Origin of the sequence: Duganella zoogloeoides, assembly GCF_034479515.1 — a bacterium.
Classification (GTDB): domain Bacteria; phylum Pseudomonadota; class Gammaproteobacteria; order Burkholderiales; family Burkholderiaceae_D; genus Rugamonas; species Rugamonas zoogloeoides.
This window is the reverse complement of record NZ_CP140152.1, coordinates 878,640-904,730: the sequence shown is the minus strand read 5'-3', so window position 1 is coordinate 904,730 and position 26,091 is coordinate 878,640. Positions and strand designations below refer to the sequence as shown.

Below are 26,091 nucleotides of genomic sequence, written 5' to 3'. Positions count from 1 at the left end.
TGGAGCTGCAACATGTTGACAGACGCGCAAAAACTGCAATACCAACGCGATGGTTACCTGGTCGTGCCGAATTTCAAAAGCGCCGCCGATATTGCCGTGCTGCGCGAGCGCGCGGCGCAGATTGTCAACCAGTTCGATCCGGGCGCGCAGTCGGGCATTTTCAGCACCATCGAGCAGGAAAAGACCACCGACGACTACTTCCTCGGCTCGGACAACACCGTGCGCTGCTTTTTTGAAGAAGAAGCGTTCGGCGCCGACGGCCAGCTGAAACAGGACAAGTCGCTGTCGATCAACAAGATCGGCCACGCCATGCACGATCTCGATCCTACCTTCCGCGCGTTTACCGCCGACGAGCGCCTGAATGCGGTCGCCCGCGACATCGGCCTGGCGGACCCCAAGGTATGGCAGTCGATGTACATCTTCAAGCAGCCCGGCATCGGCGGCGAAGTGCGCTGGCACCAGGACGCCACCTATTTCGACACCGACCCGGTGAGCGTGACCACGTTCTGGTTCGCACTGGAAGACGCCACGCTCGACAACGGCTGCATGTGGGCCGAACCGGGCGGCCACCGCGGTCCGATGCGCGAACGCTTCCTGCGCAACGGCGACCAGGTACGGATGGAAAAGCTCAGCGACATGCCGTGGCCCGACAACAGCACCGCCGTGCCGCTGCCGTGCAAGGCCGGCAGCCTGGTGGTATTCCACGGCCTGCTGCCGCACTACAGCGCGCCGAACCGTTCGGCCGTCTCGCGCCACGCCTACACGCTGCACGTGACCGACGGCGCCACGGCCTACTCGCCGCAGAACTGGATCCAGCGCGACGAGCGCCTGCCGGTGCGGGGCTTCATCTGATGCAGGTCCAGATTTTTGCCGCCCACTGGGGCAACAACGAGCTGCCGGCCGACGTGTTCATCGAGCGAGTAAAAGCGGCAGGATTCGACGGCATCGAGCTCTCTCTGCCACTGGACGCGGCCGCGCGCGACGACTGGACCGGCCGCATTGCCGCTGCCGGCCTGGCGCTGATCGTGGGCCAGTGGGAAACCGCGCTGGTGCCGGAGTTCGCGGCCCACCGGGGGGCGCTGGCCGAGCTGCTGCACAATGCCTGCGCGGCGCGCCCGCTGCACGTCAATTCGCAGACCGGCAAGGATTACTTCACGTTCGAGCAGAATTGCGAGCTGCTCGAGATGGCGGCGGCGATCGCGCGCGAGCACGGCGTGCCGATCTACCACGAGACCCACCGCAGCCGCTGGAGCGCACACCCGGCGCTGGCCCTGCCCTACCTGCGCCAGTTGCCCGACCTGCACCTGACGGCAGACCTGTCGCACTGGTGCTGCGCGTGCGAGTCGCTGCTGGGCGACCAGCCGCAGACGCTTGCCGCAACGCTGCCGCGCGTGCGCCACATCCACGCACGGGTGGGCCACGAACAGGGGCCGCAGGTGGGGGACTTCCGCGCGCCCGAGTCGCACGCGGCACTGGCCGCCCACCTGTCGTGGTGGGACGAAGTGGTGCGCTTGCGCCGCGCAGCGGGCGCCGAGCGTTTGACCATCACGCCGGAATTCGGCCCGGTGCCGTACACCCAGACCTTGCCGTATACGGGAGCGGCGGTATCGAATGCGTGGGAGTTGAACGTGGCGATGCTGGGCGTGCTGCGCCAGCGCTACTGCTAAATCTTTACTGCTGCACCCTGCCCACGCGGGCGGGTCGCAGCATCGCAATGGCGGCAGCCAGCGCGCTGATGACCGCGCCGGCCAGCGCCACCGCCAGCACCGCCGCCGACGCGCCGCCGTAGCGCACGCCGGGCTTGCCCTCGAAGCGCAGCAGCCAGCGCCGCTGGCCCACCTCCAGCACTTTTTCCGCCACCAGTCCGCCGTTGTCGGCTCCCTGCGGCGCGGCCTTGCCCGCGCTGTCGTACAGCAGGTTGCCCAGGTTGTCGCCAGCGGCGCGCGGCGCCATGGCGCTGTTGACGTAGCCGCCGTCCTCGATGCGCACGTGCAGGTGTTCGAGCAGCGCGCCATCGATCACCTCGCGCATCAGCGCATTGACCCGGAACACGATGGCGACGAAACCGACCAGCGCCGCGCCACGCCGGGCCTCGGTATCGACCACGGCATCGTTGCGGTACACCGGCGCGCGCGCCACGAAACCCGGCTCGCCGGTCACATCCTGCACCAGCGTGATCGGCTCGGTGGCGACGATGCCGCCGCTGTCGCGCGCCAGCGTCACCGCGCGCAGGTGCGGCGGCAGCGCGGCCAGGTCCAGGCCAACCGCGCTCTCGTTGCCTTTGACCGGCGCCGTGTACTCGATCACGTAGTGGACCGGCGCATGGGTGACCGGGTGCACGCGGAAGTTCGGATAGCCGCCCGCGTCCACGCTGGTATCGGCGCGTACGGCAGCCACAAAGGCGTCGAACTGTTCCGCAGGCACGGCGCGCACGAACTGCACTGCCTGGAATCCGGGATAGCGGCGCTCGAGCTTGAGCTCCGCACTGAAGCGGTGGAAGCGCGCGCGGTCGATGCGGTCGTCGAGCGCGTACATGCCCTTCAGGCTGAGCAGGACATCGAAACAGGTTTGCAGCCGCGCCTCGGTATCGCGCGCGACCTTCTCGGTGTCGCGCTGGAAGCGCGTCTCCATCTGCGCGCGCTGGTCGGCGTGTACCAGCCAGCAGAGCGCGCCGGTCAGGCCCAGCCCGATGGCAAGGACGACAAGACCGCGCGCGCGCATGGGCTGCATGGCCTACAGGTGCTGCGACAACAGCGGACCGATGCCGTGTTCGAGGTCCTGCACATTGTCGGCGTAACGCTCGGCGATGTCGCGGAACTCTTCCTCGGCTGCCAGCATGGCATCGACCACGTCGGGATCGAAATGTTCGCCGCTGGCCTGGCGCACCATTTCCATCGCGGTTTCGTGGGTAAACGCGGGCTTGTACACGCGCTTGGAAATGAGCGCGTCGTACACGTCAGCCACCGCCATCAGCCGCGCGGCCAAGGGAATTGCGTCGCCCTTCAGCCCTTCCGGGTAGCCGGTGCCGTCGTATTTTTCCTGGTGCGAATAGGTGATCTCGCGCGCGTAGCGCAGGAAGGTGTTGGTGTAGCCCAGGTGGTTTTCGACGTTGACGATGGCGTCGCGGCCGTACACGGTGTGCATTTTCATCACCGAGAACTCGGCCGGCGTGAGCGCGCCGGGCTTGAGCAGGATGGCGTCGGGGATCGACACCTTGCCGATGTCGTGCAGCGGCGCGGCCTTGTACAGCGACTTGATGTTGGCGTCGCTCAGTTCCTCGGCAAAACGCGGGCTGCCCTGCAGGCGGCGCGCCAGCGCGACGACGTAGTGCTGCACGCGGCGCAGGTGATTGGCGGTTTCGTATTCGCGCGTCTCGGCCAGCGAGGCCAGCGCCCAGATCATGGCGTCGAGCATCTGGCTCAATTCCGCCGTCACTTCTTCCACCACGTGTTCGAGCAGGTTGCGCTGCTGCTTGAGCAGCTCGCGCGCATGGCGCAGCTGCAAATGGGTGTCCACCCGCGCACGCAGCACCTCGCCGACGAACGGTTTGGGAATGATGTCCACCGCGCCCTCGCAAATGGCGCGCGCCTCGTCGGGTTCCGACTGCAGGAAGATCAGCGGGATGTCGGCCGTGTCGGGGCTCGATTTGAGCTGCTGGCACACGGTGTAGCCGTCGATGTCGGGCAGCGCGGCGTCGAGCACCACCAGGTCGGGCCGGGGCACGTGCTCCATCACCATCAGCGCGGCGCGGCCGCTGTTGGCCAGGCGGACCTCGTAACGGTCCTGCAACAGGCTGTTCATCTGGATCAGATTGTCCGAAGCCTCGTCAACGATCAGCACGATGGCTCTTTTGGCATTCATCTACCGCACTCCCTGAAAATTAGCTATTAGCAACATATGACCACATCATACCCTGTCAGTGACGACAATTTACAGGCCATCGCTTGCAATTGTATAGCGCACTACCCATAATGGGATCATGAATACCAAAACTTCCTCCATCCCCGCGCCTGCCGAAGACGCTGCAGGCGCCGGCCAGGCGCCGCAACTGGACCAGCAACTGTGCTTCGCGCTGTATTCGACGTCGCTGGCGATGAGCAAGATCTACCGCAAGCTGCTGCGCGGCCTGGGCCTGACCTACTCGCAATACCTGGTGATGCTGGTACTGTGGGAAAAGGACGAGCAGACCGTGTCCGAAGTGGGCGAACGGCTGTTCCTCGACTCGGCCACGCTGACGCCGCTGCTCAAGCGCATGGAAGCGGCCGAGCTGCTCACCCGCACCCGCGCTGCCGTCGATGAGCGGCAAGTGATCATCAAGCTCACCGCAAGCGGCGACGCGCTGCGCGCGCAGGCAGCCAAGCTGCCGCCGTCCATCCTGCAAGCCACGCGCTGCTCGGTCGAGCAGGTGGTGGACATGAAACAGCAACTCGACACCCTGCGCGCCAGCCTGATGGCCGCCGGCTAAATATACCGTCATACCGATATCGCCATGAAGCCATTCAACCCGATCTACACGCCGCGCGCGCAGGCGGCCGAAGCGCTGCGCACCCAGGGCTACGCGCTGCTGTCGCCGCAGGACGTGGCCGCGCTGGCCGGTGTGCCACGCGACGCGCTCGACGCCCTGGCCCCGAGCTGGAACGCGCTCGAACCCGATCAGTACCTCAAGGACGGCGGCCGCTACCGGCGCCGCCGCCACTCCTGCTTCGTGCAGGAAGGTGTTCGCCTGACGCAAACCACGCATCGCGCACACTGGCAGCCGCTCGAATACAACGCCCTGCACGGTGGCATGCACCGCCTGTTCGAGCCGGTGATGCCGGCCACCGTGGCGCAGCCGGCGTGGCCGGCGCTGATTACCGCCATTGGCCAGGTGTGCAGCACGGCGCGCAATACCGATGATCGCTGGTACGTGGAAGCGCACCAGTTCCGCATCGACACCGCCGACGGTATCGGCCGCCCCACGCCGGAAGGCGCGCACCGCGACGGCGTCGATTTCGTTGCCGTGATCCTGGTCGCGCGCGACCAGGTCAAGGGTGGCGAGACCCGCGTATTCGAGGCCGACGGCCCCAACGGCAAGCGTTTCACCATGACCGAACCCTGGACCTTGCTGCTGCTCGACGACGCCACCGTGATCCACGAATCGACGCCGATCCAGCCGCTGCACGTCTACGGACACCGCGATACGCTGGTGCTCACCTGGCGCGCCGGCGCGTTCCAGGGCGAGGAAAAACCCCTGTAGCGGACTAAATCCGCTATAGTCACAATAGAAAATTCAAGCATTCAGGAGGGTGGTCAGTGGACGCCAGCTATGAGATACAGCCCGATGAAATCGAAATACTGATCGTCGAAGATAGTCCTACCCAGGCCGAGCGTCTGCGCCGGCTGATCCAGTCGATGCGCTATCGTGCCCGCGTGGCAGGCAACGGCCGCCTGGCGCTCGAAGCCATCCGCGAAAGCAAGCCGCACCTGGTCCTGTCCGACATCGTCATGCCCGAAATGGACGGCTACACGCTGTGCCGCGCCATCAAGTCCGACCCCGAACTGCGCGATATCCCGGTCATCCTGGTCACATCGCTGATGGACCCCAAGGACATCATCCGCGGCATCGAATGCGGCGCCGACAACTTCATCCGCAAGCCCTACGCGGAAGACTACCTGCTCAACCGCATCGGCCACATGCTGATGAACCAGAAGCTGCGCCGCAACCAGAACATGGAAATCGGCATCGCCCTGTACCTGGGCGAGCAAAAACACTTCATCAATGCCGAGCGCCAGCAAATCCTCGATCTGCTCATCTCCACCTACGAGCAGGCGGTGCAGGTCAATGGCGAACTGCAAGCGCGCGAGCGGCAGGTCATCGAGCTCAATATGCGTCTGGCCAACCACGCCGGCGAGCTGGAAACCATCAACCGCGAAATCGCGCTGAAAAACCTCGAACTGGCCGAAGCGAGCCGCATGAAGTCCGCCTTCATCGCCAATATGTCGCACGAGCTGCGCACGCCGCTCAACGCCATCATCGGCTTTACCGGCGCGCTGCTGATGAAGCTCCCCGGCCCGCTGACCGGGGAACAGGACAAGCAGCTCAACACCATCCGCACCAGTGCGCGCCACCTGCTCTCGCTGATCAACGACATCCTCGATGTGGCCAAGATCGAAGCGGGCAAGGTCACGCTCGAAGTGCAGAAGGTGCAGTGCCAGAACCTGGTGCGCGACGTGGTGGACACCCTGCGTCCGCTGGCGCTGCAAAAGAACCTCATGCTCGAGATCGACCTTGCCGACGAACCGATCGTGCTCGAAACCGACCAGCGCGCGCTCACGCAAATCCTGCTCAACCTTGGCAATAACGCCATCAAGTTCACCGAGACCGGGTCGGTGCGTGTCTCGCTCGCGCAACGACAGGGCGAAGGCCAGCAGATGATCGAATTCTCGGTGGCCGATAGCGGCGCCGGCATCCGCGAAGAGGACCAGAACAAGCTGTTCCAGGCCTTCTCGCAGCTCGATTCCACGTCCACCCGCCACGCCGAGGGCGCGGGCCTGGGGCTGTACCTGTGCCAGAACCTCGCCAACCTGATCGGCGGCTCGCTGTTCTTCAAGAGCGACTTCGGCCAGGGCAGCACCTTTACCCTGGCGCTGCCGCGCCGGGGATAAATATATTTCGTACATGGTAGTTCTACGGTATTGCAGCGCAACATAAAAGGGGATATATTGGAACTGTCTCCTCCAACCGTTCGCTGAACATTGGAATTAAGCCCGCCACCTTTACAGGTCGCGGGCATTTTTTTTGCCTGTATTTTGCCCGTACGCCCGGCTGCAAATAATCACGGATTTGATTGTGCCGTGCAGCACGAGCCTGCTCAATAAACTAAACAATCGATTTAGTTATATCAATCGTTTGAATTATGTGCTGTAATCGCAGCCATGAATCCCAAACCCACCTCTTCTTCCGCCGACGACGCCCGCAAGCCGCGCTCGGACGGCGAGCAGTCGCGTGAACGGCTGCTGCACGCGGCCATGCGCCTGTTCGGCCAGCAGGGCTTTTCCAAGACCTCCACCCGTGAAATCGCCCAGGCGGCCGGCGCCAACGTCGCTGCCATCAGCTACTATTTCGGCGACAAGTCCGGCCTGTACCAGGCCTGCTTCGGCTTCATGTGCACCACGCCCGGCGGCAACGTCGCCGCCTTCGAGCAGCCGCACTTCACGCTGCGCGAATCGCTGCAGGGCTACTACCACCAGATGCTGGCGCCGCTGTTGCAGCACGAGGACGCCGACGTGCTGCTGCGCCTGTTCTACCGCGAGATGCTCGAGCCCACCGGCCTGTGGCAGCGCGAGATCGAAAACAACATCAAGCCCGAACACGCGGCGCTGCTGCGGGTGCTGTGTCGCCACCTCGGCACGCAGGAAGTCACCGACGACCTGCAACGCCTGGCCCACGCGATTCCGAGCATGTGCGTCACGCTGCTGATCGCGCGCGACGTCATTGCCGCCGTCTCGCCGCAACTGGTCGAGTCGCCTGCCGCGTTCGCGGTATGGGCCGAACAGCTGGTCGATTACGCCGAGGCGCTGGTGCAGGTCGAAAAAAACAAACTTCAACAAAGGACAGCATGAACAGGACTTTACGGGTTGCCATGGCGTGCGCCATGGCTGCAGGGTTGTCAGCTTGCGCCGTCAAGGCGCCGGCGCCGCAGGTCGATGCGCAAGCGCCCGCGCAGTGGCAGGCTCCCCTGCCCCACAATGGCAGCCGCGCCAATCTCGCCACCTGGTGGCGCCAGCAGACCGACACGCTGCTGGCCGAGTTGATCGACGCGGCGCAGGCGGTCAGTCCCACCGTGTCGTCGGCCGCCTCGCGCATTGCGCAGTCGCGCGCCGACCAGGTGGCGGCCGGCGCCGCGCTGGTGCCCAACGTAGATGCAGCGGGCAGCATCAGCCGCGCCAACCAGCAGTCGCTCACGCCCATGGGCACCACGTCGCAGGCAGCGTTGCAGGCTTCGTGGGAGATCGACCTGTTCGGCGCCAACCGCGCCGCGCGCGACGCCGCGCAAGCGCGCTACCAGAGCGCGCAGGCCGGCTGGCACGACGCCCGCGTATCGGTGGCGGCGGAAACCGCCAACCAGTATTTCGCCCTGCGCGCCTGCCAGCAATTGCTGGACGTGGCCAGGCAGGATGCCGCCTCGCGCGCCGACACCGCGCGCCTGACGGAACTGTCCGCCGGCGCCGGCTTCGAGTCGCCCGCCAACCTCGCGCTGGCACGCGCCAGCGCCGCCGACGGCAACAGCCGCTACCTGGCCCAGCGCGCCAGCTGCGACGTCAACGTCAAGGCGCTAGTGGCGCTGACCGCGATGCAGGAGCCGGAGTTGCGGCGCCGGTTGGCGGCTGATGCAAATGCGGGCGCTGGTGTGGCTAATGCCTCTGGTGCCGCTAGTACCGCTGTTGATACTGCTAGTGTTGCTGGTGCTGGTGCTGGTGCTGGTGCTGGTGCTGGTGCTGGTGCTGGTGCCGGTGTCGTTGCTGCGGCTGGAGCCAATACCGGCGGTAGCGGCGGCGCCAGCGTGCCGGCGACGATGCCAGCCTTTGGGGTCACCGAACTGCCAGCGCAAACGCTGGCCCAGCGCCCCGACGTCTTTACGGCCGAGCGTGAAGTGGCGGCCGCCAGCGCGGAGGTTGGCAGCGCCCGCGCCCAGCGCTATCCGCGCCTGACCATTTCCGGCGCGGTCGGCATTGCCAATTTCCATAGCGGCGGTGTCAATACCAAGACCGACACCTGGACTATCGGCCCGGTCTCCGTATCGGTGCCGATTTTCGACGCCGGCCGGCGCCGTGCCAACGAGGATGCCGCCGGCGCCCGCTACGATGCCGCCGTCGTCAGCTACCGCGCCACCGTGCGCCAGGCCGTGAGCGAAGTCGAGCAGGCCATGGTCAACCTCGACAGCACGGCGCAGCGCACCCTGGATGCCGGCACCGCCACGCAAGGCTACCGCACCAACTTCAACGCGGTGGAGCAGCGCTACAAGAACGGCATGGCCAGCCTGTTCGAACTGGAAGACGCACGCCGCACCCGCCTGGCCGCCGAACAGAACCAGGTCACGCTGGCGCGCGAGCGCAACGCCGCCTGGGTGGCGCTGTACCGCGCCGCCGGCGGCGGCTGGACTGCTCCTGCTGCCTCTGCCGCCCCCGCTTCCCCTGCTGCCAACTGATACCTGATACGGACTTATGAAAACTCTGAAATCGACTCTGAAGCCTGCGAATTTGAAGCCCACCGTGCTGGCCCTGCTGGCGGTGTTCGCGGTTGCCGGCGCCGGCATGGCGTTCTATTCGCCCGCCACGCAAGCGGCCGACGATAAAAAAGCCGCCGCGCCCAAGCCGGCGCTGACCGTCACCGTGGTCAAACCGTCGTCTGCGCGCCTGCCCATCACGCTGACTGCCAACGGCAATGTCGCCGCCTGGCAGGAGGCCAGCGTGAGCAGCGAATCGAACGGCTTGCGCCTGACCGAAGTGCGTGTCAACGTGGGCGACGTGGTCAAGGCCGGCGACGTGCTGGCCGTGTTCTCGGCCGACACCGTCAACGCCGACGTGGCGCAGGCCAAAGCGGCCCTGCTCGAAGCGCAAGCCAATGCCGCCGACGCCGTGGCCAATGCCGCGCGCGCCCGCACGCTCCAGGATTCCGGCGCGCTCAGCGCCCAGCAAATCAGCCAGTACAACACCGCCGAACAAACCGCCAACGCCAGGATAGCCTCGGCCCAGGCGGCCCTGGCCACGCAACAGCTGCGCCTGAAATACACCAAGGTGGTCGCGCCCGACAGCGGCGTGATCTCGGCGCGTACGGCCACCGTGGGCGCGGTGTCGGCGCCGGGCACGGAGCTGTTCCGCATGATCCGCCAGGGCCGCCTCGAATGGCGCGCCGAGGTGGTGGCGCAGGACCTGCGCAGCATCGTGCCCGGCTCGACCGCACTGGTGAAAGCAGCCAACGGCAGCGAGACCACCGGCAAGGTGCGCATGATCGCGCCGACCGTGGACCTGCAAACCCGCTCGGCGCTGGTGTACGTGGACCTGCCGCAGAACGCCGGCTCGAAAGACGCGCCGTTCAAGGCCGGCATGTTCGCCAGCGGAAAATTCGAACTGGGTTCGTCCGAGGCCCTGACCGTGCCGCAGCAGGCCATCGTGGTGCGCGACGGCTTCAGCTTCGTATTCCGCCTCACACCCGACAACCACGTGGCGCAGGTGAAGGTGCAGCCGGGCCGGCGCCTGGGCAACCGCATCGAAGTGGTGGGCGGCCTGAAGGCCGATACGCCGGTGGTGTTACGCGGCGCCGGCTTCCTCAACGACGGCGACCTGGTACACGTGGTGGCCGAACAAGCCGCTACTGCCTCCAAGTAAGGAACGCCATGAACTTTTCCGCGTTATCGATCAAGAACCCGATCCCGGCAATCATGTTGTTCGTGCTGCTCACGCTGGCCGGCCTGATGGCCTACAAGGCCAACCCGGTGCAGGACTTCCCGGACATCGAACTGCCCATCGTCACCGTCACCGCCACTCTGGAGGGCACGGCGCCGGCGCAGCTGGAAACCGAAGTCACGCGCAAGATCGAGGATTCGGTGGCCACGCTGCAGGGCGTGAAAAACATCTATTCGACGGTGCTCGACGGCGTCTCGACCACCACCGTCGAATTCATCCTGGAAAAGCCGATATCGGACGCCGTCAACGACGTGCGCGACGCGGTGGCGCGCGTCAAAGCCGACATGCCGGCCGAGCTGCGCGATCCGTCCGTGACCAAGGCAGCCACCGCCGGCCGCGTGGTTCAGACCTTTACGGCCGCTGCGGCCAACGTCCCCGGCGAAAAAATGGACCAGCAGGAGCTGAGCTGGTTCGTCGATAACGTGGTGGCCAAGCGCCTGCTGGCGGTGCCGGGACTCGGTGCGGTCAAGCGCGTGGGTGGCGTCTATCGCGAGATCCGGGTGGAGCTCGACGATGCCCGCATGGCGGCGTTGCGCGTCTCCGCGCTCGATGTGTCGCGCCAGTTGCGGCTGGTGCAGCGCGAAGCGCCGGGCGGACGCGGCGACGTCAGCGGCGCCGAGCAGTCGGTGCGCACGATTGCCACCGTCAAGAGCGCGGCCGAACTGGCCGCCATCGAACTGCCGCTGACCGACGGACGCCGCGTGCGCCTCGACCAGGTGGCCACCATTACCGACACCGTGTCGGAACCGCGCGCAATCGCCATGCAGGACGGACGCGAAGTGGTGGGTTTCGAAGTTTTCCGCACCAAGGGCGCCAGCGAAGTGGCCGTGGCCCGGGGCGCGCGCGCCGCCATCGAACAGCTCAATCTCGACAACCCGAAAGTGGTGCTGCAACAGGTGATCGACAACGCGATTCCGGTCGAAGAAGATTTCGATGGCTCAATGCACCTGCTGTACGAAGGCGCGCTGCTGGCGGTACTGGTCGTATGGTGGTTCCTGCGCGACTGGCGCGCCACGCTGGTGGCCGCCGCCGCGCTGCCGCTGTCGGTAATGCCGGCATTCCTCGGCATCTGGCTGTTCGGCTATACGCTCAACATCGTCACCCTGCTGTCGCTGGCGCTGGTCGTGGGCGTGCTGGTCGATGACGCCATCGTCGAAATCGAGAACATCGAACGCCACCTGCGCATGGGCAAAACGCCGATGGAAGCGGCGCTGGAAGCGGCCGACGAAATCGGCATGGCGGTGATCGCCACCACGTTCGCGCTGGTGGCCGTGTTCCTGCCCACCGCGTTCATGAGCGGCGTGCCGGGCCTGTTCTTCAAGCAGTTCGGCTGGACCGCCGTGATCGCGGTACTGGCGTCGCTGGTCGTGGCGCGGTTGCTCACGCCGATGATGGCCGCGTACCTGCTCAAACCTGCCGTGCACAAGGAAGAAAAGGACGGCTGGATCATGACGCGCTACATGCGCACCATGCAGTGGTGCCTGCGCAATCGCGGCAAGACCGCGATCGCTTCGCTGGTGTTCTTTGCCGGCTCGATTGCGCTGGTAGGCTTGCTGCCCACCGGCTTCGTGCCGGCGGCCGACCGCTCGCAAACCCAGATCAACCTGGAACTGCCGCCTGGCTCCACGCTGGCCGAAACCCGCGTGGTAGCCGAGCGCGCGCGCCTGGCGGCGATGCAGGTGCCGGGCATCAAGGCGGTATTCAGTTCGATTGGCGGCGGCTCGAGCGGCGACGCCTTTGCCCCCGGCGCGGCCGCCGAGGCGCGCAGCGCGGTACTGACGCTGTCCACCGTGCACCGCACCGACCGCAAGGAATCAATGGCCGACCTGGAGGCACACATCCGCGAACAGCTGAACAACGTGCCCGGTGCGCGCTTCAAGGTCGGCCCGCCCGACAGCGGCGTCAAGATGCAGTTGGTGCTGCGCAGCGACGATCCGGTGGCGCTGCGCGAGACCGCGCAAAAGGTCGAGCGCGAAATGCGCACGCTGCAGGGCGTGGGCAATGTGCGCTCCACCGCGTCGCTGGTGCGCCCCGAGATCATCGTCACGCCGGACTTCGCCAAGGCGGCCGACCTCGGTGTAACCGCCAACGCCATCGGCCAGACCGTGCGCGTGGCCACGGCAGGCGACTACGACACCGATCTGACCAAGATGAACCTGCCCGAACGCCAGGTGCCGATCCGCGTCAAGCTGCCCGACGCCGTGCGCGCTGACCTTGACGCCATCGGCCGCCTGACGGTGCCGGGCAAGAACGGCCCGGTGCTGCTGGCGACAGTGGCCACCATCACCATGGAAAGCGGCCCGGCGCAGATCAACCGCTTGAATCGCAGCCGCAACGTGACGTTCGAGGTGGAGCTGGGCAAGCGCACGCTGGGCGAAGTGAACACCGAAGCGCGCGCCCTGCCCACCATGCAGAATCTGCCCAAGTCGGTCCACATCGCGGAACTGGGCGACGCCCAGGAGATGGCCGCGCTGTTCAGCAGCTTCGGCACCGCCATGCTGATCGGCGTGCTGTGCATCTACTGCGTGCTGGTCTTGCTGTTCAAGGACTTCATGCAGCCGCTCACCATCCTGGCCGCGCTGCCGCTGTCGATCGGCGGCGCTTTTGTGGCGCTGTTGATCACGGGCCGGGCGCTGTCGATGCCGTCGATGATCGGACTGATCATGCTGATGGGGATCGTCACCAAGAACTCGATCCTGCTGGTGGACTACGCGATCCTGGCGCGCCAGGCCGGCATGAACAGCTTCGACGCTTTGGTCGATGCCTGCCACAAGCGCAGCCGCCCGATCCTGATGACGACAATCGCCATGGGCGCCGGCATGATGCCCTTGGCGCTGGGCTGGGGCGCCGACCCGAGCTTCCGCTCGCCGATGGCAATCACGGTCATCGGTGGCCTGATCACCTCGACCTTGTTGAGTTTGCTGGTAGTGCCGGCGGTGTTCACGTACGTGGACGATTTCGAACACTGGTTGCAGCGTTTGATGCGAAAATTACGCCGCGAGCCGGAACCGGTACCGGTACCGGAACCGGAACCGGGACCGGGACCGGAACCCAAACCGGCCACCACCTAAGGAGAACATCATGGAATATGACATCAAGGAGTTGCCCGCAGTACGCCTGGCGGGCCTGCGCTACAAGGGCCCGTTCGGCCCCGGCATCGGCGAATTCTGGCGCGAGGTGTTCACGCCATGGCAAAAAGCCTACAACCTGCTGGACCGTCCCACCTACGGCGTGGCGCTGGACAACCCGGACACCACGCCGCCGAGCGAAACCCGCTACGACGCCGCCGTGGAAGTGGCCGCCGATTACCCGATCGCCTCCCCCGCGATCGAATCGTCGATCCCGGCCGGCCGGTACGCGGTCGCCGCGTTCGAAGGCACCGCCCAGCAAATGCCGGCCGCCTGGGACGAATTGATGAAAGAACTGCACAGCGCCGGCATTGCCGCCGAAGGCATCTGCTTCGAACGCTACAGCGCGGACGGCGTCCCCGACCCCACAACCGGCATCTTCAAAGCCGACCTCTGCATCCCCGTCACCTGAACTTCGGTGTCGGAACCTTGGGAACTTTGGGGTCAGTGCCGACATTCAGACACGGGCTCAACTATTTACGGATGAGCTCCTGTCCGAATGTCGGCACTGACCCCGAAGTTGGGCCGGCGGTCCAGCCGCCGCCCATCGCTCGATACAAATCCACCGACGCCGTCAACATCCGCGTGCGTAGTTGCAAGCTGCCCACGTCGGCGCTGTACAGCGTGCGCTGGGCATCGAGTTCTTCGAGGTACGACGCGTAGCCGTTGCGGTAGCGGTTGTGGGCGATACGCAGGGTTTCGGCCGCTGTCGCCCGGCGCGCATCGTTTTGCACCGCCTGTTCTTTCAACCGGGCGATGGCGTCCAGGCCGTTGTCGGTTTCGGCAAAGGCGGTGCGCACCGCGCTTTCGTACGCGACGATCACCTGGTCGCGCTGCGCAGCCACCGAGTCGGTCTGGCTTTGCACCCGGCCGCCATCGAAAATCGGCGCGGCCAGCGCACCCGTTAAATGCCACAGCCGCGTGGGGGCGTTCAAAAAATCGTGCATTTTGAGGCTCTGGATGCCGCCGACGGCGGTGAGCTTGAACGATGGCAGCAGCTGGTCGCGCGTGGCCTGCAAGTTGGCGTTGATCGCCACCAGGTTGTACTCGGCGCGGGCGATGTCGGGCCGGCGCCGCAGCAGCTCGGACGGCAAGCCTTCCGGCACCGGCGGCGACTGCAAGGCCGTCAACTCCACGCCGCGCGCAATCGGGCCCGGGTTGCCGCCGGCAAGGATGGCCAATGCGTTTTCCTGTTCAAATATCTGGCGCTTCAACTGCGGCACCGTCTCGGCCGTGGTCTGGTACTCGGCCTGCGCCTGCAGCCACTCCAGGCGCGAACTGTAACCGACGTCGAACTGGCGCTTGGCCAGGTCGCGCGATTGTTCACGCAGCTTGAGGGTCGCTTCCGTCAGCGCCAGCTGGGCATCGAGCCCGCGCAAATTCAGGTAGCCGGTGGCCACGGTGGCGGCAATCGATAACGCCACCGCGTCGGCATTGGCCTGCTCCGCCTGGTACGTGGCGGTGGCGGCATCGGTGGCGGCGGCCAGCCGGCCCCACAGGTCCACCTCGTAGCTGGCCTGGACTTCAGCCTGGTAGACGTTGGTGACAGTCGGCGTACCAACACTGGACACCTGGCGCGCGCGCGTGGGCGTGGTATCGGCCGACACCACCGGCTGTTGACCGGCGGCCGCCACGCCCACCAGCGCGCGGTACTGCGCCACGCGGGCGCGCGCCACGCGCACGTCGCCATTGTGTGCGAGCGCCTGCGTCACCAGCGCGCTCAATACCGGGTCGCCGAACGCCTGCCACCACTGCTGCTCCACCGGGCCGGCGTTCTGGCCCGGGCCCGCTGCGGGCGTGCGCCACGCCGCCGGCATTTGCAGGTTTGACGCCGGCGGCGGCGCCACGGTGGCCGCGCAGCCGGCCAGCGCCAGCGCAGTCGCCAGCGCCGTCAGCCTGATCACGCTGCCCATCATGGCTGCCCTCCCTCGTCGGCATCGTTGAGCACCGCCGACGTGTCGATGCTGACGATCACCGACATGCCGGGCGCCAGCCGCTGCGCGCGCGCCTGGCCGGCGTCGATGCGGATGCGCACCGGGATGCGCTGGGCGATCTTGACGTAATTGCCGGTGGCGTTATCGGCCGGCAGCACCGAGAATTCCGAACCGGTGGCCGGCGAAATGCGCTCGACCTGCCCGGTCAGCTGCGCGCCGTCGAGCGCATCGACCTTGAAGGTCACGCTCTGGCCCACGCGCACGCGGTTCATCTGGGTTTCCTTCAAGTTGGCGATGACCCACAACTGGCGCGGCACCAGTCCCATCAACTGGGCGCCGGTGTTGACGTACGCGCCCTTGCGCACCGTGACCTGGCCCAGCTGGCCGTCTTCGGGCGCGACGATGCGGGTGTTCTCCAGGTCCACCTTCGCGGCCTTGAGCGCGGCGGCGGCGTTGTCCACGGCCGCTTCCAGCGACTGCTTGTTGACGGTGACCGAGCGCACCTGCTGCTTGGCGATGTCGAGATTGGCGCGTGCCTGCGCCACGGCAGCGGCGGTTTGCGCCTGCACCGCGCGCGAGGCATCCTGTTCGCGCAGCGACAGCGAGCCGTCTTCGGCCAGCGAGTCCACCCGTTTCAAATCCGCCTGCGACTTCATGGCCTGGGCCTGGGCATTGGCCAGCACCGCCTGATTGAGCACCACGCCCGCTTCGGCCGTGCGGTGCGACTGCTCCCAGTTGGCCAGCGCGGCCTTTTGCGCGGCCAGCTGCGCCTGCGCCTGGTCGTAGCGCTGCTGGTAGATACGGTCGTCGATCTTGGCCAGCAGTTCGTCCTTTTTGACGAACTGGAAGTCCTGCACATTGACCTCGGTGACATAGCCGGCGATCTGGGTGCCGATCAGCGTTACCTGGCCACGCACCAGCGCATTCTCGGTGGAGACGATGGGCGTGGTGAACGGCGGCAGCCGCCACGCGTACAGCACCACCAGCACGCCCATCAGCGCGATCAGGGCAAAGGCGATGGTGGAGATGATCTGCGCGCGCCGGTGCGGCGGCGGCTCTTCCCTGGTGCTGGCCACGGCGGCCGTGGCGGCAGCGGCCGCTACTTCGGCCACATGTTTGTCGGAAGGCGGGGGATTGTCGGGAGTATGGTCGGCCATGGTGTTTGCGAAAAATTATCGGGATTCGGAATTGGTCAGGGAGACGGCGGCGATGCCGGTCTGGGCGCCCTGGAACAGGCTCGGCGGGCACACCGTGCAGATGCTCCACAGGTAGCGCGCCAGCATCCACGCCAGCGTGAGCAGCGCAATCACGGTCACCATCAGGAACACGTCGTTGTAGGCCAGGATATTGGCCTCGCGCGTGGCCGCCGCCCCCAGCGACGCCACGCCCTGGGCGCTGCGCACGGCCGGGTCGCCCACCACGCCGCCGAGCGCCGCGCCGCCGTTCTGGATGCGCGCGGCCACCAGCGGGTTCAGGAGCGTGAGGTGTTCGGTCAGCAGGCTGGAATGGTATTTTTCGCGTGCCACCTGGAACGTGCCGACGATGGCGCTGCCCAGCAGGCTGCCCAGCGTCTGCGTGATCGAGAACATCACCGAGAAGCTCACCAGGTTGTTGGGCGCGGCCACCACCGCGCCGAAGCCCGAGACGAACGTGGGACCGATGAAGAACGCGCCGCCAAAGCCCAGCAGGAACTGGCTGATATACATGTCGGCCGGGCGCGTGAGGTTGGTAGCGTGTGCATCCATGTAGGCGCCGATCGCCATCACCACCAGCGAGAACATCAGCTGCGCAGGAATACGCGCCGGCGTGATGGTCCACGCACTCACCAGCATGCCCAGCACGGCGCCGGCCATCACCACGATCCACAGCATCTGCATCTGGTCGTTATTGAGGCCCAGCGTCTGCAGGAAGCCCACGGTGCCGTTGGCCTCCGACTGCACGATGCGGATCAGCAGCACCGACAGGGCCAGGCGCGTCATGTTGCCGGTGGTGAGCCAGCGCGTGTTGATCAGCGGGCGCGCGCGGTTATGCTCGATCAGCAGCGCGGCGGAAATGAGCACGATGGCGCCCACCAGGCACAGGCCCAGCCAGCGCGACTCGAACCACCACACGGTGCGCCCCAGCGCCAGCACGGCCGACAGCAGCGCCACGCCGGGCGCGAACAGGCCGAACGTGACGAAATCCATTTTCTCGAACGCCCTGATACGGTCGCCCGGCGGCAGTTTCAGGTACAGCACGCAGCCGAGCGACAGCAGCGCCAGTCCCAGTTCGAAAAAATACAGGCCGCGCCACTCGGCGATTTCCATCAGGTTGGTGGAAAACAGCCGCGCCATGGGCGTGGCCAGTTGCGAGAAACCGATCCCCAGCACCACGCCTTTCACACGGTGCTGGGCGGGAAACGCCTGCAGCACGTAGTACAGGCCCAGCGTGGTCAGCGCGGCGCCACTCATGCCGTGGGCCGCGCGCACGGCAATTGCCGACGCCAGCCCGTGCACGAACAGGTGGGCCACCGTCGCCAGCGCGTACAGCACCAAAAACAGTTCGGTAAAGAGCCGCAGCCCGTACTGCTGGCGGAACTTCACCAGCAGCAGGTTCATGGAGACGTTGGCCATGACGTAGGCGGCCGGCAGCCATTGAATTTCAGCCGAGAACACGCCCAGCGAGCCTTGCAGGTACGGCAGGTTGACGATGACCAGTGCGTTACCGAGGCCGCCGGTGATGGCGACGATGAAGCCGATGACGAAAAACGCCACGCGGCGCGGGAAGGAATGGTGCGGGCTGGACGGCGACCCGGGCAAGGTGGGGCGCTCATGCGGTTGCCAGACTTGAGGGGCGTAAACGTCCATCGGGGCCAGTTCTTTTAGTATTTTTTGACAGGGTAAGCTGAACTGCGACAGCCAGTATGTTGCATATTACTATGATGAGCCTGCGCACGCGATTTGACGACTGCCCGGAAGTGAGGGAGCTTACAGAAAACCAGGCACAAAAAAAACGCCGCCGCATCGCTGCGGCGGCGCCTCATGTTCCAATCGCGCTTACACCATCGAACCTTCGGCTTCACGCTGGAAGTTACGGTGCGCGCCCAGTGCCGCCTTGAACTCGGCCAGCGCCGTCGTCACGCTGCCGGCATCGACGATCCACAGCGACGGATCGCCCTGGCCGCTTGGCAGCTTGGCCTGCACACCAAGTTTTTTCAGCACGTCGGCGCCAGCGCCGATGGCCAGGATCGGTTTGCAGTGGTTGTACTGCTGGCGCACGAAGTCCAGTGCGATGGCTTCCGCCTGCAGCGACTTGGCGCTGCCCGCGCCGTCGGCAATGACCACCGCATCGTACAGCACGGCAGGACCTGCCTCGAACGAGATTTCCACGTCGAGCGCACTGCCATCGGCCGCTTTCAGCTGGCCAAGGTATGGACCGACCACGCGCGGCACCGCACCAGCCTTCAACAGGTCCGCGTACACGGCCTGCACCCCGGCGGCATCGACGCCATGGGAGGCAATAATCGCGACCTTGCGGCCGGTCACACCGAGCGAACCGGGGCGCGCCAGCAGCGACAGCGCTGGTGACGGCGCGTACTCCGGCGGGGTAGCATTGGTGGCCAGCGGCATCGGCGCCGGCACGTCCAGGCCCAGGCCCGTCGCCACGCCTTCGGCCAGTACCGGATCGACATTGGCCAGCATCGAGAGCAGGCGCACGCGGATCGCGGGCACCGTCACCCGGCTCAATTCGAAGCGGTAGGCATTGATGATGTGGGTTTGTTCGGACGGCGTCTGGCTGATCCAGAACAGGCGCGCCTGCGAGTAGTGGTCGGCAAACAGCTCCGGCTTGCCGCGCACTTTGTCCTCGGGCTTTTGCAGCTTCTGGTCGATGCTGGAAAATGCCGTGGTAAAGCCGGCCATGCCGGCCTGGAACGGGCAGCCGCCCGCCAGCGAGTTCGGCTCGTACGCCACGCGGCCACGGTTGATCGACTGGCGGTGCATGCCGTCACGCTGGTTGTTATGCACGGGCGCCACCGGAGCATTGATCGGCAGCTCGTGGAAGTTCGGACCACCGAGGCGGCTGATCTGGGTGTCGACGTACGAATGGATGCGGCCTTGCAGCAGCGGGTCGTTCGTAAAATCGATGCCCGGCACGATGTGCGCGGTACAGAATGCCACCTGCTCGGTCTCGGAGAAGAAGTTATCGGGGTTGCGGTTCAGGACCATCTTGCCGATGGGCTGGACCGGCACCAGTTCTTCCGGCACGATCTTGGTCGCGTCGAGCACGTCGAACGGGAATTGTTCGGCCTGTTCTTCGCTGAAGACCTGCACACCGAGTTCCCACTCGGGATAGTTGCCCGCTTCGATCGCTTCCCACAGGTCGCGGCGGTGGAAGTCGGCGTCGGCGCCGGCAATCTTGGCCGCTTCGTCCCACACCAGCGAGTGGGTGCCGCCCACCGGGTTCCAATGGAATTTGCAGAACACCGAGGCGCCTTCGGCATTGACCAGGCGGAACGTGTGCACGCCGAAGCCCTGCATGGTGCGGTAGCTGCGCGGGATGGCGCGGTCGGACAGGTGCCACATCAGCATGTGGGTCGATTCCGGCATCAGCGTGACGAAGTCCCAGAAAGTGTCGTGTGCGCTGGCCGCCTGCGGGATGCCGTTGTGCGGTTCCGGTTTCACGGCATGGATCAGGTCCGGGAACTTCATCGCATCCTGGATGAAGAACACGGGCATGTTGTTACCGACCAGGTCCCAGTTGCCCTCTTCCGTGTAGAACTTGACGGCAAAGCCGCGCACATCGCGCACGGTGTCGGCCGAACCGCGTTCACCGGCCACGGTGGAGAAGCGCACGAACACCGGCGTGCGTTTGCCCTTGTCGGCGAACGGCGCGGCCCGCGTGAGCGCGGAATAGTTATCGTAACTTTCGAAGTAGCCGTGGGCGGCCGAACCGCGCGCGTGCACCACGCGTTCGGGAATGCGCTCGTGGTCGAAATGCGTGATTTTTTCGCGCAGGATGAAGTCTTCCATCGCGGTCGGGCCGCGCAGGCCCACCTTGAGCGAATTCTGGTTGTCGGCAACCGGCACGCCCTGGTTGGTGGTCAGGCGCTGGCCGGTCGCATCGACGCGCACGCGGTCGAGCGGGTCCACGGTCGGGTTGACGCCTTGTGGCTGGATGCCGTCGCCGACCTTGGCCGAAGCGTTGGTCTCGGTAGTGGTGCTGGCGCCACCGAACAGGTGCTTCATCGGGCAGGTAGCGCCCGCTTGCGGCGTGCGCGCGGCATCGCCATGCTCACCGGCCTTGTTCGGATTGAACGGCATGGCTGCAGCCGCTTCCTGGCCACCAACCACCTTGTCGAGCAAGGCTGCCTCTTGAGGCGCGCCACCGAGACTTCCTGGCGGCGGCGCGGATGATGGTGTTGACACGGTACTCAAAACGGAACCGGCTCCCATGACGGAAGCCGGTGCTTTCTTAGCATTGCTCATTGGATATCCCTTGGTGTACGGCGCCCGCGCGGGCTGCCGGACACACCGGCAGCAGGACCGGCAGGGCAGCCTGGTTTTATTTGCGCGAGCTCAACAGCTTGGAGATGCCGTAGCCGGCGGCGGCGGCAATCAGTACTGACAGTGCCGGATGCGAACGCACCTGGGTGCGGCCCGATTCGGCCCAGACCTTGGCGTTTTCGCTCAGTTGCTTGGTGCCGGCGGACAGGCGCTCGACGGTGCCATCCCATTTCTGGTTGACGCTGTTGACGGTGTCGGCAACCTTGTCAACGCCGTTGTGCGCGCTTTGCGCCAAACGGTCAGTGGTTGGCGGCACTTTGTCGGCCACGCGGTCGATGGTGGAATGTGCATCGGCACGGACGTCACGGTTGATCTTGGTGATACCGTCACGGGCGCTGTCGATCTTGTTCTCAATCTTGTTTTGCGTATTGTTATCCATGATCGTTCCTTTCGTTAGTTTGCGAAGCTGCAAGAACGACAATATGCTCATTTGTGACATGCGACCGTGCGGAACCTAACCATCAGCGCATCTGTAGCCATATGTGAGGTGGCACACGGACGAGCGGGCTGCACTGGAGGATGCTAAACTTTCCCCGTACTGTCTCTCAGGAGCGCGCCATGTTTCCCATCTCGTCCACGCTGACCACGCCGGTCAATTTTCCGACGGTGAATCCAACGCTGCAAACCTCGGCAGTCAATTCGGTCAACTCGTCCACCCAGGCGGTCGGCTCGGCCACCGATGCGCCGTTGGCATCGGTCACCATCGACCTGTCGCCGGTGGCCGGCTTCCTGCTGGCGGTGTCGCGCTCGCAGCAGCAAATCGCCCAACTGCAAGCCGGGGGCAGCCGCGCCACGCAGGACGGCGCCCTGCGCGCCACCCTGCTCAATGACGCTACCCAGCAGGTGGTGGATGCGTTCAACCTGTTGCCGGGCGTCGATTTCAACCAGTCGCAGCCATTGGGCTCCACCCTGCTCAACAACCTGGTGAACAATCTCAACCAGCAGGTGCAAGGCCAGCAAACCGGGGCGGAAAGCCTGGCCCGGCTTGGCGTGACGCTGCAGCCGGCGCTGCTGTCCGATCCCACCGGCGGCCTGTCGCTCGACAATGAAATCCTGCGCGCCGCTTTTACTACTAACGAGCAGAACACCACCAGCACCTTGCAGGACACGCTGACCAATTTCCGCAACCTGGCCACCGAATATGCCGAGCAACTGAGCGCCACGGCCACCACCTCGTTCAGCCAGCTGCTGCCCGGCGACACGGCTGCGCTGTCGCCGGCCGACCAGGCGCAAAACGCCCGCCTCGACTTTGCCCGCGCCCAGCTCGACCTGCTGTCACAAAACCCCTTGAGCGAGACCGCCGCCGACCGCCTGGCTGCGCAGCGCGCGGCGCTCGAACAGCCGCTCACGCCCACCGCCACCGCACCGGACTCGCCGATCGTCAATCCCTTGTTCACCTCGACCTCGGCCGCCATCGCCGCCCAGAACGCCCAGAACAGCCAAGCGCTGCAAGCGCAGCAGGCCGACCTGGCGCAACAGGCGCAACAGACACTGCAAGCACAACAAACCACCCAAGCTGCCAACGTGGCGCAACAGCAGGCGCTGCAAGGTATCAACTATGCCGAGCTGCAACAGGCAGCGCTGGCCGAGGCTGCAAACCTGAACGCGCAGCAAAATCTGCAAACCGATGCCACCTTGCAAGCACAGCAGGCGGCACAGGCGCAGCAGGTAACCCAAGCTCAGCAAGCCACCCAGGCCCAGCAAGATCTGCAAGCCGACAACACCCTGCAAGCGCAACAGGCGGCACAGGCGCAGCAAGCAACACAAGCGCAACAGCTCGCCCGCGCCCAGCAAGACCTGCAGGCCGACAACACCTTGCAGGCGCAACAGGCAGCCCAAGCCCAACAAGACCTGCAAGCGGACAATACCTTGCAGGCGCAACAAGCAGCCCAGGCGCAGCAGACGATCCAGGCCCAGCAAGCAGCCCGCGCCCAGCAAGGTCTGCAAGCCGACAATACGTTGCAGGCGCAACAAGCCGGCCAAGCGCAACAAGCACTGGCGCAGCAGGCGCTGCAAGCCCAGCAGCAAGTCGCCGATACGCAGCTGGCGCAGGCGCGCCAGAACGCGCAGACCGTCAACGCCGCGCAAGTGCAGCAGGATTTGCAATCGGCCAATTTGCTGCAATCGCAGCTGGCCGCGACACAGGCTGCGCAGCAAGCCACCGAGCAAGCAACGCAAACATCGGCCGCCACACAGGCACAGCAAGCCAATCAGGCCCAGCAGGCCAACCAGCTGCAGCAAACGCAGCAGGCGGACCAGGCGGCCGAGACCACCGCGCAGGCCGACGAGGCCGATGCGACCCGGGCGGCTGCCGAGGCCGCTCAAACCAGCGCCCAGGCCCAGGCTGCCCGCCAGCAGACCGCTGCCGGCCTGAACGCGGCCACCGCCGCCAGTACGCAGGCGGCGGCCCAGGCGCAAGCGGCGCAGAACGCCGCCGCCACCGCTGCCGCCAACAACCCGGCCAATGCCGGCAGCCCAGAACAGCAGGCGCAGGCGGCGCAAGTGGCCGCCTCCAGCCTGGCTGCGGCGACATCGGCCGCGTCCAGTGCGCTGGCCCAGGCCCAGGCGGCGCAAAGCGCGGCCGATGCCCTGTCCGCGCAAAGCGCCGAAGCCGCCGCAGCAGCCGATGCTGCCCGCGCCGTGCTGGCCCAGGCTGGCAACTCACCGGCTGCCACCGCCGCAGCGGCAGCAGCGGCGCAGCAAAGCAGCGCGGCCGACACGGCCGCCGCCAACTCGGCGGCAGCCAATGCGGCAGCGGCCGATGCCGCCCAGCAGGCGCGCGCGGCCCAGGCCGCAGCGGCACAAGCTGCCGCCATGCAGGCCAATCCGCTGCAAGGCAACCCGGCGCTGGCAGCAGCGATTGCCGCCTACAACATCAACGACCCTACGCTGGGCAACAACACGCCCCGTGCCGTCCAGTCCGCCACGCCTGCCGTGGCCCGGGTGGGTGCGGTGACGGCAGCGGACAGCACGCGTGGCATCGGCGCGTAAGCGATGCCACAAGCAAGCGGCGATGCGCCGGGTGCAGATTCGGTGCGCGCCCGCCTCGCCACGGTGCAACCCGAATTAAATTCGGGGCTGCCGCCCGGCCGCCCCCGCTCCCGCCCCGAAACCGCTGCGAACACGGCACAACTCGCACGATAATATGTCGAATATTTAGCGATAATCAGCGCTCGCATTAGTAATCATCGATCATCATCGACATCGGGAGTTCGCATGGGTTTGAAGGACAACGTGAAGTACGCCGCAGCCGCCATGGCGGTATTGGCAGCCACTGCAGTACAAGCGCAGGAAACAGTCGTCAAGATCGGCCACAGCGGCCCGCTGTCGGGCGCCCAGGCGTTTTCGGGCAAGGATAATGAAAACGGCGCCCGCCTGGCGGTCGAGGAACTCAATGCCAAGCCCATCACCGTGGCCGGCAAAAAACTCAAGTTCGAACTGCTGTCGGAGGACGACCAGGGCGATCCCAAGGCCGGCGTGGCCGCCGCCCAAAAGCTGATCGACAACGGCGTGCGTTTCATCGTCGGCCCCTACAACTCGGGTGTAACCATTCCCGCCTCGCGCGCCTACAACGACGCTGGCGCACTGGTGGCCACCGTGGCCACCAATCCCAAGATTACCCAGCAAGGCTACAAGGGCCTGTTCCGCGTCAACGCCAGCGACACCCAGCTGGGCTCGAAAATGGCGCTGTACGCGGCCAATGTGCTCAAGTTCAAAAACGTTGCCGTCATCGACGACCGCACTGCCTTCGGCCAGGGCGTGGCAGAGGAATTCAAGAAACAGGCGCGCGCCTCGGGCATGACCGTGGCCGGCCATGAATTCACCACCGACCGCGCCTTCGATTTCAATGCCATCCTCACCAAGCTGAAAAACAAGAAGATCGAGGCGATCTTCTTCGGCGGCTACGCGCCGCAGGCCGCACCGATGGCGCGCCAGATGAAGCAGTTGGGCATCAACGCCAAGCTGCTGGGCGGCGACACCATCTGCACCGCAGAAATGGGCAAGCTGGGCGGCGAGTCGGTCGGTGAAAACGTGCTGTGCTCGCAGGGCGGCGCCGTGCTCGACAAGGCCAGCGCCGGTCCGGCCTTCAAGGCGCGTTTCAAGGCCCGGTTCAAGAAAGACCCGGATGTGTACGCGGCCGCCTACTACGACGCCACCATGCTGTACGCGCAGGGTATGCAGAAGTCGGCCTCGGTCGATCCGCAAAAAGTGGGCGCGGCGATCAGCGCCGGCACCTACCAGGGCGTGGCCGGCAGCTACGCGTTCGATGCGCGCGGCGACATGAAAGAATCGCCGGTCACCATCTACACCTTCAAGGGCGGCCAGCCGGTGCCGCTGAGCAGTTACTGATCCATTGCGCGGTTAAGCGCAATCAGCCGGTCGAAGGCGTCGCGCGCGCCGGCGCAGGCGTCTTCGATCTGGGCGGGTTCCACCACGTTTGCGCGCAGCGCCGCCAGAAACTGCTGCCAGCGCGGCCCGGGCGAACCGTTGCCGCGCAGGTAATCGAGCGGATGCGGCGCCAGCCGGGCCGCCAGCCGCTTGTAGAGCACCGCCCCGCCCAGTTGCGATCCTTCCACCACGTAGCACACGCCCCAGCGGTAGGCGGCACTGGCCTGCGCCGGCCAAGGCGCAGGCGGCTGCGATAGCGACGGCGGCAGTTGCTGCAGCTGCGACGGCGTCACCGACTCATCGCTGGCCGCCGCCGAAGCCAGCGCACTGTGCGCCAGGTCGGCACGGATCGCACCGAGGTAATCGGGCAATTGCGGACCATCGTTGAAGGCGGCCAGCCACCCCGGCACGGGCGCCAGCCAGCGCTCGAGCAGGCGCAGGTGCGCGCCATAGGCAGCCAGATCGACCTCGGGCGCGGCCAGCGGCGTGTGCGCATCGAGCTCGGCATGGCGTGCGGCGGTGGCAGCGCGCAGTGCGGCCAGCACGTCTTGATCCCTGGTTTCCAACAATTCAACTCCTTTTTGTAAGATGCAATGATTTTACACAGGCGTGCAACAACGCGCACACCGTAGGAATTGCCGCCTTGGCAGG

Annotated in this window: 20 protein-coding genes; 12 read left to right on the top strand and 8 right to left on the bottom strand. The window is 65.8% G+C overall.

The window, feature by feature from the left end:
• Positions 1–12 precede the first annotated feature (12 nt).
• Together SR858_RS03985 and SR858_RS03980 are read left to right on the top strand one after the other, a co-directional pair.
• Positions 13–852 carry a phytanoyl-CoA dioxygenase family protein gene (locus tag SR858_RS03985; protein ID WP_019923034.1) on the top strand — a complete coding sequence of 280 codons (840 nt, stop codon included), beginning with the start codon at positions 13–15 and terminating at the stop codon, positions 850–852.
• Positions 852–1,667: a sugar phosphate isomerase/epimerase family protein gene (locus SR858_RS03980; RefSeq protein ID WP_019923035.1), complete on the top strand. Its 816-nt coding sequence runs from the start codon at positions 852–854 to the stop codon at positions 1,665–1,667. Before SR858_RS03985 ends, SR858_RS03980 begins: the two co-directional genes overlap by 1 nt.
• A 4-nt stretch (positions 1,668–1,671) precedes the next feature.
• Here the strand turns inward: SR858_RS03980 and SR858_RS03975 are convergent, their stop codons facing one another.
• Positions 1,672–2,730, bottom strand: coding sequence for a CHASE domain-containing protein (locus SR858_RS03975; protein WP_019923036.1), 1,059 nt, complete (start codon positions 2,728–2,730; stop codon positions 1,672–1,674).
• 3 nt (positions 2,731–2,733) lie between these two features.
• Positions 2,734–3,861, bottom strand: a complete 1,128-nt coding sequence (locus SR858_RS03970) for an HD domain-containing phosphohydrolase (protein WP_019923037.1) — start codon at positions 3,859–3,861, stop codon at positions 2,734–2,736.
• A 118-nt stretch (positions 3,862–3,979) separates the two neighbouring features.
• Between SR858_RS03970 and SR858_RS03965 the strand changes: the two genes are divergently transcribed.
• The 8 genes from SR858_RS03965 (at position 3,980) to SR858_RS03930 (ending at position 13,986) form a co-directional block, all read left to right on the top strand.
• A complete protein-coding gene (locus SR858_RS03965; RefSeq protein WP_019923038.1) occupies positions 3,980–4,465 on the top strand; it encodes a MarR family winged helix-turn-helix transcriptional regulator in 486 nt (161 codons plus the stop codon).
• 24 nt (positions 4,466–4,489) lie between these two features.
• Positions 4,490–5,236: a 2OG-Fe dioxygenase family protein gene (locus tag SR858_RS03960; RefSeq protein ID WP_019923039.1), complete on the top strand. Its 747-nt coding sequence runs from the start codon at positions 4,490–4,492 to the stop codon at positions 5,234–5,236.
• A gap of 56 nt (positions 5,237–5,292) precedes the next feature.
• Entirely contained in the window at positions 5,293–6,645 is a 1,353-nt protein-coding gene (locus SR858_RS03955) for a hybrid sensor histidine kinase/response regulator (RefSeq protein ID WP_019923040.1), read from the top strand.
• A gap of 270 nt (positions 6,646–6,915) precedes the next feature.
• A complete protein-coding gene (locus SR858_RS03950; protein WP_019923041.1) occupies positions 6,916–7,602 on the top strand; it encodes a CerR family C-terminal domain-containing protein in 687 nt (228 codons plus the stop codon).
• 20 nt (positions 7,603–7,622) lie between these two features.
• Positions 7,623–9,188 (top strand): TolC family protein, encoded by a 1,566-nt coding sequence (locus SR858_RS03945; protein WP_019923042.1) that lies wholly within the window; start codon positions 7,623–7,625, stop codon positions 9,186–9,188.
• 16 nt (positions 9,189–9,204) lie between these two features.
• Entirely contained in the window at positions 9,205–10,368 is a 1,164-nt protein-coding gene (locus SR858_RS03940) for an efflux RND transporter periplasmic adaptor subunit (RefSeq protein ID WP_040377929.1), read from the top strand.
• Between the two features lie 8 nt (positions 10,369–10,376).
• Positions 10,377–13,517, top strand: a complete 3,141-nt coding sequence (locus tag SR858_RS03935) for an efflux RND transporter permease subunit (protein WP_019923044.1) — start codon at positions 10,377–10,379, stop codon at positions 13,515–13,517.
• A 10-nt stretch (positions 13,518–13,527) separates the two neighbouring features.
• Positions 13,528–13,986 (top strand): AraC family transcriptional regulator, encoded by a 459-nt coding sequence (locus SR858_RS03930; RefSeq protein WP_019923045.1) that lies wholly within the window; start codon positions 13,528–13,530, stop codon positions 13,984–13,986.
• Positions 13,987–14,047: 61 nt separating this feature from the next.
• On the opposite strand, the gene SR858_RS03925 is transcribed toward SR858_RS03930, so the two are convergent.
• The 5 genes from SR858_RS03925 to SR858_RS03905 form a co-directional block, all read right to left on the bottom strand.
• Positions 14,048–15,490, bottom strand: a complete 1,443-nt coding sequence (locus SR858_RS03925) for an efflux transporter outer membrane subunit (protein ID WP_322534426.1) — start codon at positions 15,488–15,490, stop codon at positions 14,048–14,050.
• Positions 15,487–16,665: an HlyD family secretion protein gene (locus SR858_RS03920; RefSeq protein WP_019923047.1), complete on the bottom strand. Its 1,179-nt coding sequence runs from the start codon at positions 16,663–16,665 to the stop codon at positions 15,487–15,489. The genes SR858_RS03925 and SR858_RS03920 overlap by 4 nt, the downstream gene beginning before the upstream one ends.
• 15 nt (positions 16,666–16,680) lie before the next feature.
• Complete coding sequence (locus SR858_RS03915) at positions 16,681–18,354, bottom strand: MFS transporter (protein WP_026637505.1); 1,674 nt, start codon at positions 18,352–18,354, stop codon at positions 16,681–16,683.
• A gap of 189 nt (positions 18,355–18,543) precedes the next feature.
• Positions 18,544–20,973: a catalase gene (locus tag SR858_RS03910; RefSeq protein WP_026637506.1), complete on the bottom strand. Its 2,430-nt coding sequence runs from the start codon at positions 20,971–20,973 to the stop codon at positions 18,544–18,546.
• Positions 20,974–21,049: 76 nt separating this feature from the next.
• Positions 21,050–21,430, bottom strand: a complete 381-nt coding sequence (locus SR858_RS03905; RefSeq protein WP_019923050.1) for a hypothetical protein — start codon at positions 21,428–21,430, stop codon at positions 21,050–21,052.
• Between the two features lie 179 nt (positions 21,431–21,609).
• Between SR858_RS03905 and SR858_RS03900 the strand changes: the two genes are divergently transcribed.
• Positions 21,610–24,042, top strand: coding sequence for a hypothetical protein (locus SR858_RS03900; RefSeq protein ID WP_020647636.1), 2,433 nt, complete (start codon positions 21,610–21,612; stop codon positions 24,040–24,042).
• 225 nt (positions 24,043–24,267) lie between these two features.
• The gene (locus SR858_RS03895; RefSeq protein ID WP_019923051.1) at positions 24,268–25,401 is read left to right on the top strand and encodes a branched-chain amino acid ABC transporter substrate-binding protein; all 1,134 of its coding nucleotides are present in this window, start codon (positions 24,268–24,270) and stop codon (positions 25,399–25,401) included.
• Here the strand turns inward: SR858_RS03895 and SR858_RS03890 are convergent.
• Positions 25,395–26,006, bottom strand: coding sequence for a biliverdin-producing heme oxygenase (locus SR858_RS03890; protein ID WP_019923052.1), 612 nt, complete (start codon positions 26,004–26,006; stop codon positions 25,395–25,397). The two genes, SR858_RS03895 and SR858_RS03890, sit on opposite strands and share 7 nt — an antisense overlap.
• Positions 26,007–26,091: the final 85 nt, after the last annotated feature.

Bases quoted from the DNA above. Each gene is read 5' to 3' on its own strand.
- SR858_RS03985 (WP_019923034.1), top strand. From the start codon at position 13: ATGTTGACAGACGCGCAAAAACTGCAATACCAACGCGATGGTTACCTG.
- SR858_RS03980 (WP_019923035.1), top strand. From the start codon at position 852: ATGCAGGTCCAGATTTTTGCCGCCCACTGGGGCAACAACGAGCTGCCG.
- SR858_RS03975 (WP_019923036.1), bottom strand. From the start codon at position 2,730: ATGCAGCCCATGCGCGCGCGCGGTCTTGTCGTCCTTGCCATCGGGCTG.
- SR858_RS03970 (WP_019923037.1), bottom strand. From the start codon at position 3,861: ATGAATGCCAAAAGAGCCATCGTGCTGATCGTTGACGAGGCTTCGGAC.
- SR858_RS03965 (WP_019923038.1), top strand. From the start codon at position 3,980: ATGAATACCAAAACTTCCTCCATCCCCGCGCCTGCCGAAGACGCTGCA.
- SR858_RS03960 (WP_019923039.1), top strand. From the start codon at position 4,490: ATGAAGCCATTCAACCCGATCTACACGCCGCGCGCGCAGGCGGCCGAA.
- SR858_RS03950 (WP_019923041.1), top strand. From the start codon at position 6,916: ATGAATCCCAAACCCACCTCTTCTTCCGCCGACGACGCCCGCAAGCCG.
- SR858_RS03945 (WP_019923042.1), top strand. From the start codon at position 7,623: ATGGCGTGCGCCATGGCTGCAGGGTTGTCAGCTTGCGCCGTCAAGGCG.
- SR858_RS03940 (WP_040377929.1), top strand. From the start codon at position 9,205: ATGAAAACTCTGAAATCGACTCTGAAGCCTGCGAATTTGAAGCCCACC.
- SR858_RS03935 (WP_019923044.1), top strand. From the start codon at position 10,377: ATGAACTTTTCCGCGTTATCGATCAAGAACCCGATCCCGGCAATCATG.
- SR858_RS03930 (WP_019923045.1), top strand. From the start codon at position 13,528: ATGGAATATGACATCAAGGAGTTGCCCGCAGTACGCCTGGCGGGCCTG.
- SR858_RS03925 (WP_322534426.1), bottom strand. From the start codon at position 15,490: ATGATGGGCAGCGTGATCAGGCTGACGGCGCTGGCGACTGCGCTGGCG.
- SR858_RS03920 (WP_019923047.1), bottom strand. From the start codon at position 16,665: ATGGCCGACCATACTCCCGACAATCCCCCGCCTTCCGACAAACATGTG.
- SR858_RS03915 (WP_026637505.1), bottom strand. From the start codon at position 18,354: ATGGACGTTTACGCCCCTCAAGTCTGGCAACCGCATGAGCGCCCCACC.
- SR858_RS03910 (WP_026637506.1), bottom strand. From the start codon at position 20,973: ATGAGCAATGCTAAGAAAGCACCGGCTTCCGTCATGGGAGCCGGTTCC.
- SR858_RS03905 (WP_019923050.1), bottom strand. From the start codon at position 21,430: ATGGATAACAATACGCAAAACAAGATTGAGAACAAGATCGACAGCGCC.
- SR858_RS03900 (WP_020647636.1), top strand. From the start codon at position 21,610: ATGTTTCCCATCTCGTCCACGCTGACCACGCCGGTCAATTTTCCGACG.
- SR858_RS03895 (WP_019923051.1), top strand. From the start codon at position 24,268: ATGGGTTTGAAGGACAACGTGAAGTACGCCGCAGCCGCCATGGCGGTA.